Origin of the sequence: Methanothrix harundinacea 6Ac (genome assembly GCF_000235565.1) — an archaeon.
Taxonomy (GTDB): Archaea; Halobacteriota; Methanosarcinia; order Methanotrichales; family Methanotrichaceae; genus Methanocrinis; species Methanocrinis harundinaceus.
This window is the reverse complement of record NC_017527.1, coordinates 852,798-870,154: the sequence shown is the minus strand read 5'-3', so window position 1 is coordinate 870,154 and position 17,357 is coordinate 852,798. Positions and strand designations below refer to the sequence as shown.

Genomic DNA, 17,357 nt, shown 5'->3' with positions numbered 1-17,357 from the left:
TTCTTATCCTCCTTGCGTTTCCCGGTGGTTATTATTCCACCAAACCATCATGTTTAAGAAATCATACTTCAGCACCCAGGATTCGCCATCCTCTTCGACGACCTGCGACAGGTAGCCGCTCAGCTTTGCCATCTGATCGTCGGTTTCGACCCGGTACTGGCCGCCAAAATAATTCAAAGCGTCGTCCAGGGAGGGAAAACGATGACACATCTTGAGAGGAAAGACCCGAATGTTGGGGTAGACGCCCATCTGGTAGAGGACGTTGAATAGCACGTCCGACTTCGGCATCGGATGGTATTCAACATCACCGAATAGAAGGGCAGACACTTCCCGGGCTTGAACGTCCCAGGAGGTATCACCTGCAAACCAGGCCAGGTACACAAACCCTGACGAAACCTTGGTCATCTTCTGGACAGCCGCTTTGATATCGGTCATCCCCAGGGAGAAAGAAGCGACGACTAGGTCGTAAGGAGGTTTTAGATCCCTCTCGACATCCACCTCTTCCCATCTCTTCTGAATGCAGTCGACGTTTCCGATCCTGCGCTCTTCGAGGTTCTCCTGGAGCACCCTGGCCATGGAGGCGCTGGGCTCGACGGCGGTTACATGGGCGGTCACCTTGGAGAAGGGGATCGCCAGGGTTCCGGGCCCTGCACCTATATCCAGAACTCTATATGTGGATTTGATTGTGATTTTGTCTAGCAGGACCTTTACATACTCTCCGCCGTCACGCTCTATCATCCTCCAGTAATTTCTGGCCTCCTCCTCGCTGTCCCAGTAAGCTGCACAGTCCATGCCGCCGTTCATCTCGTTGTGCCGTTTCATCTGGTCAATCCAGACCTCTGACCATTCTATCGGATATGTCGCCATCGGATTCCCTCCACCCCAACTGACGCGGTGTATCCCGCGTTGAAGGCTAAATACTGGCGTGATATCACGACTACCCAGCCTCTCGATCTCAAAGACTCCAAATTCTCATCTCCATCGTTGAAAAAAATAGATGGGTTGAATCAGCTGCCGTCTCCGAGAGTCCAGTCCATCAGCTGGGCTGTGCGCAACCCTTCTGCAGTCTCCCGATCGACATCGTAAACGTTCATGTAGAATTCCAGCAGCCATTCTGCAAGATTGACATCCTCGAAGCGCTCAGGATAGGCAGCCTTGGCCATCACCATCACCTCTATCGGATACTCAAGACGCTTGTCACAGTTGCAGGGCAACCATGGAAGAGCAATTACTCGTCTATTCTTGACTGCTGTCAGCTCCTGCAGGTTCTGATAGTAAGGCGCTTCGTAAAGCTCTCGTGGGGGGTGATATCCCCAATCTGTTGGCAGAACGATCACATCAGGATCCAGTGCCAAGACGTGCTCGGCACTAACCAACCTGAAATGGGCCGGCTCCTGAAAGGCGTTTTTGGCGTTGACTATCTCCTCTAAGAAGAACGATTCAATGGTGTCGATGCCTTCAATATCTCCAGCTCCCCCACCATCTCTGGATCGCGGCGATAGGCCGAATAATAAAACGCGCGGTTTTTCGTCATCTGGTATGTCCTCCGTCCGCTCTCTCACGAATTCTACTTCTCTCTCCAGGTAATCTGCAAGCTCGATAGCCTCCTCCTCTATGCCGAATATCTGACCAATGATTCGAATCTCTTCGGAGATAATTGACATGTTCGGTTCATCGTAGGTGTTTGGTCCATACGTTACGATGAGAGGGATACCAAGGGAATCTATCGTATTGATGGCCTGTTGCATGCCATCTTCGTCCGTCCAAAAGGTACAGTCTCCACCCCTGATGATGACCAAGTCCGGATCCAGGCTGACCAGCATTTCGTAGTTAGGCGGCATGCCGTATGAGGCGACCAATGGAAGATCGCGAATCCACGGATTCAGATAATTTACGGTGTTCATCCCCTCCAATGTGTAATTTTTCCCATACACTGTGGGATATTCCCACTCCCACAGCTTGGGAAGACAATCGGTTCCCAAACCCACCAATTTCTCCTCTACGCCCAAGCTGGTCATTACCCCTTCCACCAGACCATCGCTGATGGTGACCACGCGCTCGATCTCCAGCGGCACCTGGACGGCGACCCCTCTGCTGTCGACTATGGTTCTATACCCGTCCGCACATCCTGCTCCTAAAATGAGCGCGACGCATGCGACTACAAGAATACAACATCTCAAACGATTCATATTCGTATCCTCATTTGCTTTTCTTGGTGGCGTTTATCCCACCAAATCATCATTAATAGAGATTGATACCAGATCGTTACATTAGTTATTTTTTCTACCATCTGCGACAGGCTGACTTTCAACTTCGACCTCTGATCGTAGGCCTCAGCCTGATACTGACCGCCCTTCACATTCGATGCTGGCATTCATATGTTTATGTAAATATTTCATTGAATCCGTTCAGATTTCTGATCAATCTATCAGATCTATCGACCTCATAGGCGCTTCATCTCAACAGTTGAGGCGCGTCGTATTCCTCGTAGGTTCTCTAAAGATATCTCACCATACTCCCTCTCCGCCACCTTCCTCGGCATCACCATCCTGGTGCCCCCAACGCTCCGAACTGAGCATATCCCTTCGTAGATCTCGTCCAGGACCGGCTCCGTTATTACATGATGAGGCGCGCCCTCGGCTACTATCCCGTTCCTGTTCATCACCACCACCTTGTTGCAGAACCAGGATACGTGGTTGGGATCGTGGCTGCAGGCCAGGATGGTGACCCCTTCCTCTGCCACCCGTCGCATTATATTCCAGATCCTGATCTGATTGCTGAAATCGAGGGCCGATGTCGGCTCGTCCAAGAACATGATCTTCGTATCCTGAGCGATCGCCCTCGCCATCAGCACCATCTGGCGCTGGCCTCCCGAGAGCTGGTTGTAGGGCTGGTCTGCAAGGTGGGCGATGTCGAGGGTTTCGAGGGCGGTCAGAGCTCTTTCCTTGTCCTTCCGGCTGATCCCAAAGACGCCCCGGAGATGGGGAGTCCTTCCCATCAGCACCACCTCCTTGACTAGATAGGGAAATGGTGGCTTATGCTCCTGGGGGACGTAGGCGACAAGTCGCGCCATATTCTCGATCCGATGGTCGGTGATGTCGATCCCGTTCATGACCACCGAGCCCCGATGGTACTTCAGAAATTTGAGGCAGCACTTGAAGAGCGTAGTCTTTCCGCAGCCGTTCGGGCCGAAGAGGCCGCAGAGCTCCCCCTCATCGACGTCGAAGGAGACCCCTTCAAAGACGGCCTTCTTTCCATAGTTAAAATACAAGTCGTTCACTTGGAGCATGATAGATCACCCGAATATGGCTCGACCCCTCGTTCTCAGAAGGTAGAATAGGTAAGGAGCTCCCAGGATCGACGTGATGATCCCCACAGGAATCTCCGCCGACGTCAGGGTTCTCGCCAGGGTATCACAGACGATGAGGTACGTCCCGCCGAGCATCGCCGCTGCCGGAATGACAAACCTATGATCCGGGCCCAGTATCAGCCTCGCTGCGTGGGGCATCATCAGCCCCACCCAGGCGATGATCCCCACCGTGGAGACCGCAAGGGACGTGATGAGGGTAGCAATAGAGATCAAGAGAAACTTGTACTTCTCGGGGTTTACGCCGAGGGTCCTAGCCTCTTCGTCCCCCATGGAGAGGATGTTAAGCTTCCAGCCAAAAAACCAGAGAACCAGAAACGAGGCGATGACTACCGGCGATACGAGAGCCACGTCCTTCCATGAGGCGTAGTAAAATCCTCCCATCAGCCAGAAGACGATCTCTCTAAGGGCGCTGTCATTGGAGATGTACTTCAAAATGGATACGAGAGCCGAGAAGACCGAGCCGATGATCACTCCTGCCAAAATCAAGGTGACTATGGGCGTTTCGTCTCTCGTCCGTGCCAGAAGATAGGCGAGGGCCACCGCCACCGATCCGAATATGAAAGCAGAGACCTGGATCGAGAGGAAGAACTGGGGATATACGATGCCAAGGGATGCGCCGAAGGCCGCCCCCGATGATACGCCTAGTATGTAGGGCTCGACCAGAGGGTTTCTGAAACAGCCCTGAAAGACGGCTCCGGATGTGGCGAGGGCAACCCCGACAGTGATCGCTAACAGTATCCTCGGAATCCTCAGATCCCATACGATGGTGTTTTGAAGCTTGTTGACGGTGGATACGTCAACGATAGGTGACAGATGGGCCAGAGTGATGGTGTATACGTCGACCACCGAGATCTCATAGACCCCACGGGATATGGCGATGGCTGCTGTGACTATCATCAAAGACAATAGCGATATTAGAACGCCGACCTTTCGCTCGTCCGAAAAGCCCTCGATCCGCTCATATCCCAGCCGCTCCAGGATGCTGAGGCGTTTCAACTCTTCAGCCATGATATATTCACCTTCAAGACACCTTCAATCCCGGTTAGCTGCTTGAGATACATGTCCACTCCTCAAAAATATAAAAAATTTTTGTAGGATTTAGTTCAAAATCCTGCATCGTCCATCCAGCTCAGCCCCATAATGGACTTGAGTTCATCGATTTCTTCATCGTTCAGGCCGTAAAGCGCTCTATAGTGCTTTGTCAGCGATTCGCCAACCTTGACATCCTCGAATCGTGCAGGATATGCAGCTTTGGCCTCGATCATCATCTCGATGGGATAATCCAAACCTGCTAAATTTCTGTGTAGCTGAAATTGGCCTGTAGAATATACTCGCCTTTCTTTTATAGCCCTCAGTTCGCTAAGACCGGTATAATAATCTTCCTCATACAGCTGTCGTACTTCGTATCCACCGGGACTTCGAACTAGAATTATCAAGTCTGGATCTACTGCCAATATCTGCTCTGTAGAAAGGTAGCCTCTAGATTCTTCTGTATAGGCATTTTTTATTTTGGTGATGTCAGGATATAATGTTCCACAATCATAATCTGGAAGTGCGAGAGCTACGGCTCCTTTTCCAGAATCAACTCCGCCCATAAGACCCATATACAAAACCCTAGGTTTCTCTTCGTCGTCTATATCTGCCGTCCTGTCTCTTATGAGTTGCACCTCTGCCTCAAGATGATCCACAATCTCAGTTGCCCTATCCTCCATATCGAATAGTTCCCCCAAAATACCGATCTCTCGGTAGATGGAACTCACATCTGGCGGTGCGTAGCAGGCGGGATTATTTAAAACAACTGTTGGAAAACTATCTTCAAAAAGCTCTAGCTTCTCGATGAGTTTGTCGTATTCTGTCAAGCCAGTCCCCTGTCCTGCTCCATCTCTCTCCAATATTATGACATCAGGATCTAGTGCAGCTGCAGATTCAAAGTTGAGATTGTAACCCCTACCTAGATCCGGGAGTTCCTTGATCTGTGGAACGAGGTATGTAGCTATCGTTTCATTTGTTAATGCCGAAATGGCCCCACCCGTACCGACAATCCTATCCCCCACCCCAAGTGCTGCCATGGCACAAGGAATGAATCCATAACCCGCGGTAACTACTTTGTCAATAGGTCTGTCGACGTTTACGGTTCTGTCCATCATGTCTACTATTTCACAATATTCCGCATTCGCGGGCATTACTGCAAAGGATAGCATCAGGATACATGCCACCGTAGCAAGAGATGATCGCAATCTAATGCCAGCCCAGGCTCTTTGCAGATATGAATTCCAGCTTCCAAGTCTGCGTAACTTTCGCTTATCTGATCCTTGCCATTCGCACATCCAATCAATCCATCCAGTTTATTGCTAATTTAGTGATTATTAATCACATATATAATGATTTTGATCAATAAAATTCAGATTAAATATGAAAATTAAGTAGATTATCAGACTTAAATTGTGACCGTCTGCTATAAATAAATCCGTGAGTACTTGGTAAAAAATTAGTAATTAGGATTATACTATCCTAACCTAAAAAATCCCATCAAATTATCTCCAGATATCGGAGAAGGAGCGAATCCATCAGCTCTTCTGCTTTCTCCTCATCGACGTTGTACAGTCCCATGAAGTAGTCTCTTATCCACTCGTCGAGGTCGATGTCCTCAAACCGTTCCGGATATATCGCCTTCGCCTCGATCATCAGATTTATCGGAAACTCCAGCCGTTCAGATTTGCATGGGGTGGCGGATAGGGAGTAGACCTTCCCCTCTTTGAGGGCCCTCAGGTCCTGAACCTTCCCGAATCTTTCGGCCTCGTACATCTCCCTTGGCGGGTGGTAGCCGGAGTAGGTCGAGAGGATTATGACGTCCGGGTCCAGAGCCAATAGGTGTTCCGTCGATATGATGTCGGTCCCCGTGCCATCGTAGGCGTTCTTGGCGTTGACGATATCCTCAAGGAAAATCGACTCGATGGTTTCGGTGCCGAAGGCGTAGCCTACGCCGCCGCTGTCAGCAGCCTGGCTCGGAGCGCCGAAGTACAGGACGCGAGGCGTCTCATCTTCATCAACATCCGCCGTCCTCTCCCGGATCAGCTGCACCTGCGCATCCATATGATCGACGATCCTCTCCGCCTCTTCCTGTCGGTCGAAGACCTCTCCGAGAAGCCTGACCTCCTCGTAGATGGTGCTGACGTCGATATCGTCGTAACAGTCGGGGTACTTCAGGACGACCGTGGGGATGTTCAGCTGTTCCATGGACTCCAGGAACTTCTGGACGGCCTCGTCATCGTTCCCGAGGTCTCTCAGTATGAGAAGGTCGGGCTCTAAAGACGCGATCGTCTCCACGTTCACCGTCCCGTAAGGGCCGCCGAATCCGCCTACGTTGGTGAGGTTCCTATAGTTGGGGTTGAGCACAAAGGAGATCCAGGGGCATACGTGGTACGTCTCACTCCCCCAGGTGTAGTCTTCATATCCGTCGTTTCGTTTCCAAACGCTTCCGCCTACGAGCTTATCCTCCACTCCGAATATGTACATCGTAGTGTCGATGAGGGAGCGGCTGATGGCTACGACCCTCTGGGGATCTTCTGGGATCGATACCTCAACGCCGCGCATGTCCGTGACGGTTTTGAACTCCTCTGCTCCGATCGGCTCTACCGTTAGGACGGCAAACGTCAGCAATAGGAGCACAGAAAATAGCACTCTAGCGCATTTATTCATTTTAATACCACCTTTATGTGATTGAACGATGATGCTCTTATCATCAGGTTCATCTAATCACAGCCTCCGTAATTTCCTGCTCAGCGGATTTTAACCACGGGTGCCTGATTTTTGATCATAAGATAGAGAAGGTAATTAATAAAACTTTTGTCTTGATAGAAAATAGGTATTACTAAATCAGATATCCTTGGTTTTACTTAAGCCGGATGATGGCAGCCCAAGTTATTTATCTCACATGGTTTTACATGAGAATGCCGGATGGATGACAACGGCGGCCAAAAAATGGAGAAGGGTGCGACGTCGAGTCACACCCTCAGCTTCTCCTTCTCTTCGTCAGTGATACCCATTTGCCGAGTTCTAGACTCCGACGAAGGCCAGCTTGTTTCCGAGGGCGGTGGGAGTCCCCAAGGTTATCCCGTTCCAGGTGTAGTAGAGGTCCACCACGCCATCGTGAGCGACAAAGGAGTCGGGATAGAAGAGCGCCAACGTGGGAACCTCCTCAGCATGTAACGCCTGGGCCCGATCGATCAGCTCGCCCCGTTCGTCCTCGTCCATCTCCCTGACCTGCGCCTCCAGAAGATCGGCCAGCTCGTCGCTCTCCTGGTATCGGGCGCTGTTGAAGTGCTCCCAGCTGGTGGTGAGAAGGGCCAGGATGCTGGGATCGCCGATGAGGCCGCCATGAGAGTTAACCGTCAGATCGAACTCCCATCCCTGGACCTTGGAGTCGATCGTCTTCGAGTCCATGGCCCTCAGATCTACGCCGATCCCGACCGCTTCCAAGTCCTCTTTTATCAGCTCGCCGATCCTCCCGGCCCTGGTGTCGCCACCGTTGATGAGAAGCTCGACCGTCTCCCCGCCATATCCCATATCCTCGAGAAGCTCCTCTGCCCTGGCGGGGTCGTGGGGGTAAAGCCCCTCCATCTCGGGGTTGTACCAGTCGTTGTCGGGGGGTATGAACCCAGGACTTCCGGCAAGGCCATAACCCTGGACCACGATCTCCACCAGTTCGTCCCGATCGATGGCGTAGGCGAGGGCCTGCCTGAACCTCTTGTCCGACATCGGCTCCTTCTGGTGGTTGATCATCAGCTTGTAGACGGAGGCGTGCTCCGGCATTTCGAGGATCTCAAACCCGCTCAGCTGATCTATCATCCCCGGCTGGATATCCACAGCTTCGACGTCTCCCTGCATCAAGGATGCAGCGGCAATGGCTGACGATATCTTGACGTATCGGATCTCCTTGACCCGAGGGGCGCCCAGATAGTAATCGTCGTAAGCCCTGTACTGGTAGGTCCCCTGGACTTTGTCGTAATCCGCCAGGGTGTAGGGGCCGGTCCCGATCAGGGCCTCATCCTCAAGGAAGCTGGTCGGGTCGGAGACGTCTTTCCATATGTGCTCGGGGAGGATGGGCAGGGTCCCAGCCACCTGATCGAGGAAAGGAGCATAGGGCTCGGAGAGGTAAATCCTCACCTTATAGTCGTCCACCTTCTCCGCGCGGTCTATGATCCCGTTGTCCACCAACGGATAGGGATGCTCTTTGTTGTATTCCACGGTGAAGACTACGTCATCGGCGCCGAAGGGCTCACCGTCGTGCCAGGTGACCCCCTCTCGCAGGCGGAAGAGGAAGACGTCGTCCCCCTCCATCTCCCAGCTCTCCGCCAGGGCTGGAACGCGGCCTGTATCGTTCTTCCAGACCAGGGTATCGAAGATGAAGGTCATCCGGACGATCCCCGGCCCCCTCACGTAGTGGGCGTAAGGAGAGGGATAGCCCCAGTCGCCGGTGGCATCTCCCATAGTGTATACCTCTACATCTTCCTCCGCGGCTGCTGCACCGCTGAGGGCCGTCATGATCAGCAATCCTGCCGCCAGGAGCAGCCCGATAGCCGATCCCATCGATAACTTCCCTTTCATGCAGATTTCTCCGTTATCCTTAGTCGATAGTGAAGCCCTTATGACAAGAAAATCAAATGGCGTTTAACCATCCCTGCGCCCTCGTCCACGCACTTCATTCTGGAGCCGTTCCATCCAATCGGGAACCGTAACCCCATCTTTGGGATAAGAGTCTTTGACGTAAGGCTTGATATCGACAACAGGGCTTCCGTCGACGGCGTCAAGGCCTGCCACCTCCAGCACGTTACCTCTTAGTCCGCAGAGCCGGACGACGGTCGTAAGCACTGGGTTTGGCCTGGCGGGGCTGCAGGTAGAGAAGATGCCCACCTCGGGGATATCCTTTCTCCCCATGGGGTGGACCTTGACCAGGGAGCGGCCCTCTTCTGGCACTTTATGCGCCCAGTACAAGACCACCAGATGAGAGTACTCTTCGATGCCGTCGAGGATCCCAGTCAGAGTTTCGTCGATGACGATCTCTGAGATCGCCTGGCGCACTTCACGAACTTGCTCCATGGTGGCGTCGAGTTCTCCTCGCATCTCCAGGCCCGCGCCTCCTGCCACCAGGGAAAGCTCATCGATCCTGTTTTTGATTAAACCCACTGGTCGCAGCGTCATATCGGTCGGCTTTATGAAGCCGGTTTGTTCTTCGTCGCGTAAGTCGTCATCTTCTCTCAATTTTGTCACTCCTTTTGGACAAAGGATTACAGGTGGTTCTGCGCATAGAAATCGCCAAAACTATCCAATTAAGTTTTAACGAATGTTATCATATAGTTGTAACCGAGGTCGACAAGATCCATCGTCTCAAACCCATATCGAATTATTGAACCCTGGATCTCTTCCGGCGAAAGGCGCATGGACATCGGAGGGCCAAATTGTTGCTCTTCTTTTTTGCATTCGATGATCGCCACACGGCCGCCGGGCTTCAAAACCCGGCGAATCTCGCCGAATAGAGACGTCTCAACATCGGCTAGATCGAGGGAGTGGAGGACGGTGGAGATGAAGCAGAGATCCACAGATTCATCATCGACAGGAAGATGCTCGGAGATATCAGAGACAACAGCCCTGATATTCCGAAATCCCCGAGAACGGGCCTTTTCAGCCAGATCGTCGATGACGTCCTGCCATCGATCCAGAGAATAGACCGCACCCGAATCCCCGACGATCTCGGAAGCTCTCATCGAGTAATCTCCCGGGCCGCAACCCATATCGAGGAAACTGTCCCCCTCTTCCAGCGAAAGAGCGCCGAAGACGAGCTCAGGGTCCTGCATCCAGAAGCTGCTTTTACCTCGCCTCTGTCCCTTCTGTCCAGGTTCTTGACAACACCGCCGATCATTGTCAGTCATAGTAACACCTTCCGACGATACCCCGGCCCTCAACCTGGCGATATTCCCCACCCGCGCAAGAAAAACAGAGGCCACGACCATCCCCTTCGGCGATGACTTTTGTGGCCATGATCATCTCACCGCAGCCTGGGCAGATTACACTCTCGGTTATTGGCGCGTAATCCGGCAGATCTGGGCGGACCGTCTCGATGGCGAAGAGCTCCTCGAAGGGAAGCTCGATAAGGGCGAAGGCCGCCTCCCGGCCCGTCTCTCTGAAGGATGCAGCATCTTTTTTGTCCCCTGCCCGGTCCTTGATGACCTTCTCCATGAGGGGATAGAACTCCGGAGCCGCTTCGGCCACCTTCTCGCGGAAGTCGGGCAGGACCCGGACCCGCACCCCCGTATCCCTTCCCCGGACGGCGAAGGTCACCGCGAGCCGCCCCAGATCCCGATAGACCAGGGCGTTGTTCCCCAAAGTGCAGCCCGAGACCGCCTGAACCCCATCGGCGAAGCAGGCGTTGATCTCGACGACGGCCATGAGGTTCTCCAATCCGTCAGAGGATATTGACTCCATCCCCAGCCGGTTGAGGCCGTACGCCGAGGCCATGACGCCGAGGGCGCTTCCGGGGCAGAAGTGGCCGTGGATCTCTGCGGTCTTCAAAAGACAGCGGGCGAGATCGTTATCAAGTACCGCCTGAACGAACTCCTCTCTCGGATTCAATTTCAGACGCTCTATTCTCGCCTTCTCCAGAGCGTCAATATCGGAGTTTGAGGAGACGGACCCTGTCCTCCCCTGCCCATCGGGAGGATGAAAGCCCCTGTGAAGGTTGTGCATGTCTTCCATGAGGGCTTGTAATTCAGCGTCATCGAAGGTCTCGTTGGCCAGGGCTATCGACTGATAGATGTTCTTGATGAAGCCGCATTTTGCCTCTTTTATCTGGGCTACATGCTCTTTCCCGACCTCGGTCAAACTATAGCAGGTCTTTCCGTCTTTGGTCCTGCCGGAGATCCAGCCCTCACGTTCCATCTTCTTCAATAGCGGATAGACCGACCCCGTGCTGGGCTTTTCTCCGGTGAGAGACTCCACCTTCTTCATTATGTCATAGCCTGATACTTCACCCTCTTTCATGAAGTGAAGCGTCATCATCTTCAAGATACCCGCCGCCATTATATCGGCATCGACATATCGGTGCAGATACATATACTTTTTGGATTGATATTCGCCATTCGTATGTTCTAATCTCGTATTTTGCTTACGCCAACTCGTTCGACTGCACCCCTCGATGATCCCGTCCGTCGCAGCTGTCAGAACAGAGAGATATTCGCCCATGGTAGCAAATACGCGGCCCATCAGATCATTCGTCCGCCCCCCAGCAACGCTAAAGCATCTGATCGGAAAAGCCCTGACGATCCATCCAGCCGTCGAAGCTGCCCTGAAATCTGGAACCGTCGTCATCATCGCCGGAACGACCAACGGCTATGTAGCCGAGGAGATTAACGCGAGGACGGGCCAGGCCGAAGGCTTCTCCCGAAAGAGGTTCTTCCGGGGGATCACCATCCCGCCGGGGGTGCCGACAAACGACCCGGGGATGCTCCATGACATGTCCGAGTTCATGGTGACGTGCGGTATCGGCTCCAGACCGGCTCGCACCTCCTCCCCATCACCCCGATCTCGGGCGTTGTAACAAAAAAATTCTTTATAATATTAGTAGATACGTTTTTTTGATCGATAAGTTAATACTCAATGACTGATAACCGTAGATCCGACTTCCTGCCCCGGCCCTGAAATCCGCGGCTGATCGTTAACCTCAACCCTTCCGTCACCATCATCGCTGCAAAGCGCATGGGGCCCGGGGCGGGAAGATCTACCCAGCTTCAAGGATGTTTTGGGGGACCCGCCGCCCCGAGAGCTCTCTGGCGAGCTAAATGCGTACATTGCATAACTCCCTATCGCCGGAGAGCCGGGAAAGAGGTGGTGGACCCCTGGGGCCTCCTCATTCCCGATCGGTCGCCCAGGGGCTGTTCTCCTGGCCTACTGTGGAATTGAATGGAAGAGTCCTTCTCTTTAAATGGTGCATCGGTATTCACCTGAATTTGATCAGTTACCAAAAGTCTTTAACCCCAGAGCTCCTTTTAGATCCTAAATCAGGCAGGAGGATCTGAATATGTTCAGTTGGCTCTGGTTTCTGATCATTGGGATCATCGCAGGCTGGTTGGCAGGCCGCATCACACGAGGGAAGGGTTTCGGCCTTGTAGGGAACATGGTGATGGGGGTCATCGGAGCCTTCGTTGGCGGTTTTCTCTTCGGGCTGGTGGGCCTCTCTGCCCACGGCTTTGTGGGATCGATCATAGCAGCCACCGTCGGCGCGGTGGCGTTCATATACCTGACGAGGTACCTGAAGAAGATCGGATGATGCCGTTATCGTTCATGGCATGGAAGATCGAGGAAGCGCCAAGGGCGTGGCCCGATCCTCTATCCGATCTGAGGAAAAATGGTCAATTGGGGGGGCTTCCTCTGGAGGACCTCAGCCGTTGGCCCTGCCCCCGACCCGATGCCGGCAACTTACTAAAAGAGCCTAGCAGGAGCAACAGACTTTAATACTTTGATCGCCCCTAAATTCTGGGGTGTTAGCTATGAAGGCTATGATCTTACTTCCACTGTTGGCCCTGGGGCTCCTCTGCACCACTGGAGCCGCAGATTCTCCATGTTGCGGGGGGTCGGGGGATGGGACCGAGTCTCTGTATAAAAAGGAGCCACCGAAGGGCTGGTTGTCTCCCTCGAACTATAAGTCGTTCTCCAGCCAAGCCAACTGCCCCTACGATTACTGCTACCATAAAAGATCCTGCTTCGCGCACTCCAGGCCGGCGGGTTATTATTATACCTATCCATACCCGATGGGCCGCTATTACACCTGGTACTACTTTCCGTACAGCTACTACAGGTACCCCACGGGGTACTTCTATGGCAGGGCCGGTTATCCTTTGGTCATAGGTTGAGGACCCGCCGAGGAAGATCTCTCGCTGCCATCGATGACGAACGTAGGCTCCTCCCAATCCGCCCTCCTGGCCTGGGGAAGGGAGCCGTCGCCCCCCATGCCCTTCTGACCGTACGCCAAGGATTATCCAGATCAGGCTCTGAGGCGCCCCCTGAACGTATCTAACTCCATCCCGATATCTTCCGATCCGCCCAACTTCCCAAAAGAGACGAGCAGGAGCAACAGGCTTTAATACTCGGATCGCCCCTCAGAGAGTTGGGGTGTTAGTTATTAAGGCAATTATTATGCTACCTATAGTGGCCCTGGCGCTCCTCTGCGCCACCGCTTCCGCCCATCCTCCGGGAGATGAAGGTCCGAGATCCTCTATCGCTCCTCCAGATCATACCCCTCCCCACGACTGGCTCTCTCCCTGGGACTCTTATTACAGCTCTTATTACAGCTACACCTATTATCCCTACGACTATTATCCTTACACCTATTATCCCTACGCCTACTACTACCCGAGCGGGTACTATTACACCTACTACTACCCGAGCAGCTACTATTATTCGTATTCTCCACCGTACAGCTACTACTACCCATACTACAGGTATCCCACCGGGTACTACTATAGAACGAGGTACTCGTTGGTGATGGGTTAGACACGATGTCGATATCAACGTACCTGGGATGGGGAGTTTGGTTCCCTTCCAGGCAGAACCGCTGGCTTATATGAGGCGTCATCCCATAGCCCCCCAACCCTCCTCTTAAGAGAGATGAGATGGTCGATCCGGTGACGACCCCTGAGCCAGACCCAATACGAGACGGAGAGAAGACTTTTCTATGGGGGTGGAGGATAACCTCCTTCAGAAGACGGACTTGAGGTGAATGGGTTTTGAAGATCATCGGCATAAATGCGAGCCCTCGGGGCTCCAAGAGCCAGACCCTGAGGCTCGTGAAGGCAGTCCTGGAAGGAGCCCGAGAGGGAGGGGCGGAGACGGAGCTGGTCGACCTCTGCAAGCTCGATATCAAGTACTGCAACGCCTGTGCCACCTGCTTTGCTACAGGCAGATGCGTATACGACGACGATTTCGACGAGCTATACCAGAAGATCCTGGGGTGCGACGGGCTGGTCCTCGGATCGCCCAACTACTTCCAGACCGTCACAGCCCAGATGAAGACACTGGTGGACAGGATGGCCGATGCCGTCCACTGTCAGCTCCTCACCGGCAAGTACGGCTGCTCGGTGGCCACCGCGGGAAGCCCCGCCTCGGGAGAGGTGACAGGCTACCTGAACAAGATCCTGATCGGCTTCGGGGCCAACGTCGTCGGGGAGGCGGGAGCCTCGCCCCGGATACCGGGGGAGATGGAGGCCGCGGAGGAGAAGGCCTTCGCTCTCGGAGAGTCCCTCGTCGAGGCGATCAGGGAGAAGAAGGTCTATCCCGAGCAAGAGGAAGTCCACCGGGAGATGAGGGAACACTTCCGCAGACTGGTGGAGATGAATAAAGACCTCTGGACCCACGAGCACGAGCACTGGAAGAGGATCGGTTGATGGGCAGACCCTCCAGGATCGCTGCAGATACCTCTAATCTTTTTATTTCATGATAGGGACGAGCAAAAACGGCGATCTGTAGGTTTAAGGGGATCAACGGATGGATAGACGATCCTTCCGGAGATGAAAAAGAGGAGAAATTGAAGGCCCGGGGCCGGAAAATACCCGGGCCTGATCCTCAAGGGCTCAGTGGGCCTCTCCTACTAGGTCCTTCCCTTCAGCCTTCCTCTCGATCGTCTCGACCTTGCAGACGTCCTCATCGCATACCAGAACGTCCTGCTCCTGGAACTTCATGTAGGGATTGTCGGGGATCGTGATGTCCAAGCCCATGGCTGCAGTCATCATCTCGACTACGTCCAAGACCTTGACGTCGCATCCTTCCATCGCTGCTCTCCCGTCCATGATGTTCCGCCTGCAGAAGGGACAGGTGCTGGTGATCACGTCCGCTGCTATCAGCTGGGCGTCGCCCATCCTCGCCTTGGCGCAGTCGAGGGCGAGATCGGGGATCCCGGCCTTGACGCCGCCGCCAGCGCCACAGCACCTCTGGAACTCCCTGGAACGGGCCATGTCCTCGAACTGAACCCCGGGGATGGACTTCAGGATGTCCCTGGGGGCCTCAAAGGCCACGTCCCTCCCATTGACGTGCATCAGGTGCCTACCGTTGTGGCAGGGGTCGTGGTAGGTGACCTTGAAGTTGAGGGGCCGCTTCCACTCCACCTCGCCGCTCCTGATCTTCTCCCTCAGGTAAACGGAGAGGGGGATGTTCTTGTAGGGGATGTAGCCCTCGTACCACCTAGGCCAGTCGATGGTGGCGGTTCTCTGACAACCCGCACAAGCGTATAGGACCGTCCTTACCCCGCGATCCTTTAGAGCATCGACGTTGTGGACTGCATGTTCTTTCATGATGTTCCGCTGGCCCGTCCTCACCAGAGCCGAAGAGCAGCACCACTCGTCCTTTCCGAGCATGCAGAAGGGTATCTCCAGGGCGTTCATCAGCCGGACGGAGGCGACGGCGAGGGCCTGCTGCCTATAGGCAGCGGTGCAGCCGGCGAAGTAGGCGATCTCCGACGACTCCAGAACGGTGGCATCACTGGGAACCCAGCAGAGCCGCTCCTCCTGCTTTGCCTGGAAGGGGTTCCTGTCCTTTCCGAGGAGGCCGGGGAAGAAGGACTGCTTCCCGTAGGGGCCGTTCCCCCGAGCTACGAGGTTTGGCCTCATCGCCTCCCAGAGCTCGACGGTGTTGATCCCGGACTCGCAGACGGTGCCGCAGACCCCACAGGTGGTGCAGTAGTAGGTATCTTCCGTGAACCTGTTGATCTCATCCTCGTTGAGGGGCTTGGGGCCGAAGAGCTTCGCCCGGAGGCCGTGCTGGCTTCCCAGGAGTTCCCTGAACTTGGCGATCTTGTACATGGGGGTGATCTCGGGGCGGTCCTGCCTCACGTCGAAGGTCGGACACCACTTCATGCACTCCTGGCATCGGGTGCATCCGTCCAGCTCCATCAGCTGGGTGGACATGAGGAATCCTGATACGAGGGGCTTCTTCTCTTTTCCTGCTTCTGCCATCTTACTCGCCTCCTCTGTTTGCTAGAATCGTCATCGGTGCAGCTATTATGTGCATGTACTTGCTCCAGGGAAGGATCACTACGAAGAGGGCCAAGGCCAGGATCGTATGGACTAGGGCGAAGTGGGGAGCGTATATCGGGTACGCGAAGACGTCTCCGACGAGGAAGGAGTTGCCCCGCATCCATTGGGCATAGAAGCCTGTGATGGTGATCAGAAATACTCCGCCTAGGAGGACCACGTCGTAGGCCGAGGTCCTGGACCGCACCTCTCGGAGGAAGATCCTCCTCGCGACCCCTATCGTCGCCCCGAAGAGGAGGAGGTAGCCGAAGATGTCGAAGGGGAGAGCCATCATTTCCTTCACCATCTCAGCCTCGTGGGCGAGCCCCAAGAGGTTGAAGTGCTCAATTATGTCCATAAAGAGGGCGAAGCCAGACATGGCGGCGAGGGCGACAAAACCGTAGAATATGGTCATGTGCATCACCCATCTGATGGGGCTCCTCCTCAGGGTCCGCCTGAGAAGGAGGACGTCGAGGATGAGGGTTTTGACAAATACCCAGACGCCGTCTTTGAAGGCCTGATGAATCCATGTTGCAATAAATAGCCAGAAGCTGTTTCGAAGCTCGTCCTGATAACCGGTCGACCCCATCCCCCACTTTTTGAAGTTGAAGTAGAGGCCGTAGATCCAGATTGCCAAGGTTGCTACGGTAAGGGCTATCACGATCCCGAAGGTGAGACCAAGGGTGTAAAACGCCATCTTATATCCTCCTTTTTAAACCACGCCGACTCCGTCCAACCATCCTTTTCATTTGAGAGTAACCTACCTGAGAAACTAATACTTAAACGTTCCCTTCTGGTCATTTTTGGTATCGAATAATAATTCTGGCGGATCTTGGGACCTCCCCTTCCCCCCACCGGCCTGATCTGGAGGGCCCTCCTCCATATCCTTTGAGGGTCTCCTCGATCCTCGTGGAGCGCCGGAGGTGGGAAAA

17 protein-coding genes are annotated in these 17,357 nt (G+C 54.0%); 5 read left to right on the top strand and 12 right to left on the bottom strand.

Going from position 1 to position 17,357, the window contains the following annotated elements; translation table 11 throughout:
* Positions 1 to 3 precede the first annotated feature (3 nt).
* The 10 genes from MHAR_RS04160 to MHAR_RS12825 form a co-directional block, all read right to left on the bottom strand.
* Positions 4 to 867 carry a class I SAM-dependent methyltransferase gene (locus MHAR_RS04160; protein ID WP_014586365.1) on the bottom strand — a complete coding sequence of 288 codons (864 nt, stop codon included), beginning with the start codon at positions 865 to 867 and terminating at the stop codon, positions 4 to 6.
* A 140-nt stretch (positions 868 to 1,007) separates the two neighbouring features.
* Positions 1,008 to 2,189, bottom strand: a complete 1,182-nt coding sequence (locus MHAR_RS04155; protein ID WP_014586364.1) for an ABC transporter substrate-binding protein — start codon at positions 2,187 to 2,189, stop codon at positions 1,008 to 1,010.
* Positions 2,190 to 2,443: 254 nt separating this feature from the next.
* Positions 2,444 to 3,289: an ABC transporter ATP-binding protein gene (locus MHAR_RS04150; protein ID WP_014586363.1), complete on the bottom strand. Its 846-nt coding sequence runs from the start codon at positions 3,287 to 3,289 to the stop codon at positions 2,444 to 2,446.
* 6 nt (positions 3,290 to 3,295) lie between these two features.
* Positions 3,296 to 4,378 carry a FecCD family ABC transporter permease gene (locus tag MHAR_RS04145; RefSeq protein WP_014586362.1) on the bottom strand — a complete coding sequence of 361 codons (1,083 nt, stop codon included), beginning with the start codon at positions 4,376 to 4,378 and terminating at the stop codon, positions 3,296 to 3,298.
* A gap of 95 nt (positions 4,379 to 4,473) precedes the next feature.
* On the bottom strand, positions 4,474 to 5,571 hold the full coding sequence (locus tag MHAR_RS04140; protein WP_014586361.1) for an ABC transporter substrate-binding protein: 1,098 nt from the start codon (positions 5,569 to 5,571) through the stop codon (positions 4,474 to 4,476).
* A 328-nt stretch (positions 5,572 to 5,899) separates the two neighbouring features.
* Positions 5,900 to 7,039, bottom strand: coding sequence for an ABC transporter substrate-binding protein (locus MHAR_RS04135; RefSeq protein WP_394296391.1), 1,140 nt, complete (start codon positions 7,037 to 7,039; stop codon positions 5,900 to 5,902).
* Positions 7,040 to 7,426: 387 nt separating this feature from the next.
* A complete protein-coding gene (locus MHAR_RS04130; RefSeq protein ID WP_014586359.1) occupies positions 7,427 to 8,977 on the bottom strand; it encodes an ABC transporter substrate-binding protein in 1,551 nt (516 codons plus the stop codon).
* Positions 8,978 to 9,040: 63 nt separating this feature from the next.
* Entirely contained in the window at positions 9,041 to 9,640 is a 600-nt protein-coding gene (tsaA, locus tag MHAR_RS04125; RefSeq protein WP_014586358.1) for a tRNA (N6-threonylcarbamoyladenosine(37)-N6)-methyltransferase TrmO, read from the bottom strand.
* 59 nt (positions 9,641 to 9,699) lie between these two features.
* Positions 9,700 to 10,299, bottom strand: a complete 600-nt coding sequence (locus MHAR_RS04120) for a class I SAM-dependent methyltransferase (protein WP_048144341.1) — start codon at positions 10,297 to 10,299, stop codon at positions 9,700 to 9,702.
* Complete coding sequence (locus tag MHAR_RS12825) at positions 10,292 to 11,425, bottom strand: FmdE family protein (protein WP_228369627.1); 1,134 nt, start codon at positions 11,423 to 11,425, stop codon at positions 10,292 to 10,294. The genes MHAR_RS04120 and MHAR_RS12825 overlap by 8 nt, the downstream gene beginning before the upstream one ends.
* A gap of 181 nt (positions 11,426 to 11,606) precedes the next feature.
* Between MHAR_RS12825 and MHAR_RS04110 the strand changes: the two genes are divergently transcribed.
* The 5 genes from MHAR_RS04110 to MHAR_RS04100 all read left to right on the top strand — a co-directional run bounded on the left by MHAR_RS04110 (position 11,607) and on the right by MHAR_RS04100 (position 14,805).
* Positions 11,607 to 11,963 carry a hypothetical protein gene (locus MHAR_RS04110; RefSeq protein ID WP_014586355.1) on the top strand — a complete coding sequence of 119 codons (357 nt, stop codon included), beginning with the start codon at positions 11,607 to 11,609 and terminating at the stop codon, positions 11,961 to 11,963.
* 480 nt (positions 11,964 to 12,443) lie between these two features.
* Positions 12,444 to 12,692, top strand: a complete 249-nt coding sequence (locus MHAR_RS04105; protein ID WP_014586354.1) for a GlsB/YeaQ/YmgE family stress response membrane protein — start codon at positions 12,444 to 12,446, stop codon at positions 12,690 to 12,692.
* A 220-nt stretch (positions 12,693 to 12,912) separates the two neighbouring features.
* Positions 12,913 to 13,275 (top strand): hypothetical protein, encoded by a 363-nt coding sequence (locus MHAR_RS13240; protein WP_143763277.1) that lies wholly within the window; start codon positions 12,913 to 12,915, stop codon positions 13,273 to 13,275.
* A gap of 283 nt (positions 13,276 to 13,558) precedes the next feature.
* Positions 13,559 to 13,915 carry a hypothetical protein gene (locus tag MHAR_RS13235; RefSeq protein ID WP_143763276.1) on the top strand — a complete coding sequence of 119 codons (357 nt, stop codon included), beginning with the start codon at positions 13,559 to 13,561 and terminating at the stop codon, positions 13,913 to 13,915.
* A gap of 233 nt (positions 13,916 to 14,148) precedes the next feature.
* Positions 14,149 to 14,805, top strand: coding sequence for a flavodoxin family protein (locus MHAR_RS04100; protein WP_014586352.1), 657 nt, complete (start codon positions 14,149 to 14,151; stop codon positions 14,803 to 14,805).
* Between the two features lie 186 nt (positions 14,806 to 14,991).
* Here MHAR_RS04100 and MHAR_RS04095 read toward each other — a convergent pair whose 3' ends face one another.
* Both MHAR_RS04095 and MHAR_RS04090 read right to left on the bottom strand, forming a co-directional pair.
* Complete coding sequence (locus MHAR_RS04095; RefSeq protein ID WP_014586351.1) at positions 14,992 to 16,368, bottom strand: (Fe-S)-binding protein; 1,377 nt, start codon at positions 16,366 to 16,368, stop codon at positions 14,992 to 14,994.
* A gap of 1 nt (position 16,369) precedes the next feature.
* Complete coding sequence (locus MHAR_RS04090) at positions 16,370 to 17,122, bottom strand: heterodisulfide reductase (protein ID WP_014586350.1); 753 nt, start codon at positions 17,120 to 17,122, stop codon at positions 16,370 to 16,372.
* Between the last annotated feature and the right edge of the window lie 235 nt (positions 17,123 to 17,357).

What these genes read in the sequence shown, in the direction of transcription:
- MHAR_RS13235 (WP_143763276.1), top strand. Translation starts at nt 13,559, where the DNA reads ATGCTACCTATAGTGGCCCTGGCGCTCCTCTGCGCCACCGCTTCCGCC.
- MHAR_RS12825 (WP_228369627.1), bottom strand. Translation starts at nt 11,425, where the DNA reads ATGATGACGCTTCACTTCATGAAAGAGGGTGAAGTATCAGGCTATGAC.
- MHAR_RS04145 (WP_014586362.1), bottom strand. Translation starts at nt 4,378, where the DNA reads ATGGCTGAAGAGTTGAAACGCCTCAGCATCCTGGAGCGGCTGGGATAT.
- MHAR_RS04160 (WP_014586365.1), bottom strand. Translation starts at nt 867, where the DNA reads ATGGCGACATATCCGATAGAATGGTCAGAGGTCTGGATTGACCAGATG.
- MHAR_RS04105 (WP_014586354.1), top strand. Translation starts at nt 12,444, where the DNA reads ATGTTCAGTTGGCTCTGGTTTCTGATCATTGGGATCATCGCAGGCTGG.
- MHAR_RS04095 (WP_014586351.1), bottom strand. Translation starts at nt 16,368, where the DNA reads ATGGCAGAAGCAGGAAAAGAGAAGAAGCCCCTCGTATCAGGATTCCTC.
- MHAR_RS04130 (WP_014586359.1), bottom strand. Translation starts at nt 8,977, where the DNA reads ATGAAAGGGAAGTTATCGATGGGATCGGCTATCGGGCTGCTCCTGGCG.
- MHAR_RS13240 (WP_143763277.1), top strand. Translation starts at nt 12,913, where the DNA reads ATGAAGGCTATGATCTTACTTCCACTGTTGGCCCTGGGGCTCCTCTGC.
- MHAR_RS04150 (WP_014586363.1), bottom strand. Translation starts at nt 3,289, where the DNA reads ATGCTCCAAGTGAACGACTTGTATTTTAACTATGGAAAGAAGGCCGTC.
- MHAR_RS04155 (WP_014586364.1), bottom strand. Translation starts at nt 2,189, where the DNA reads ATGAATCGTTTGAGATGTTGTATTCTTGTAGTCGCATGCGTCGCGCTC.
- MHAR_RS04110 (WP_014586355.1), top strand. Translation starts at nt 11,607, where the DNA reads ATGGTAGCAAATACGCGGCCCATCAGATCATTCGTCCGCCCCCCAGCA.
- MHAR_RS04090 (WP_014586350.1), bottom strand. Translation starts at nt 17,122, where the DNA reads ATGGCGTTTTACACCCTTGGTCTCACCTTCGGGATCGTGATAGCCCTT.
- MHAR_RS04140 (WP_014586361.1), bottom strand. Translation starts at nt 5,571, where the DNA reads ATGCTATCCTTTGCAGTAATGCCCGCGAATGCGGAATATTGTGAAATA.
- MHAR_RS04120 (WP_048144341.1), bottom strand. Translation starts at nt 10,299, where the DNA reads ATGACTGACAATGATCGGCGGTGTTGTCAAGAACCTGGACAGAAGGGA.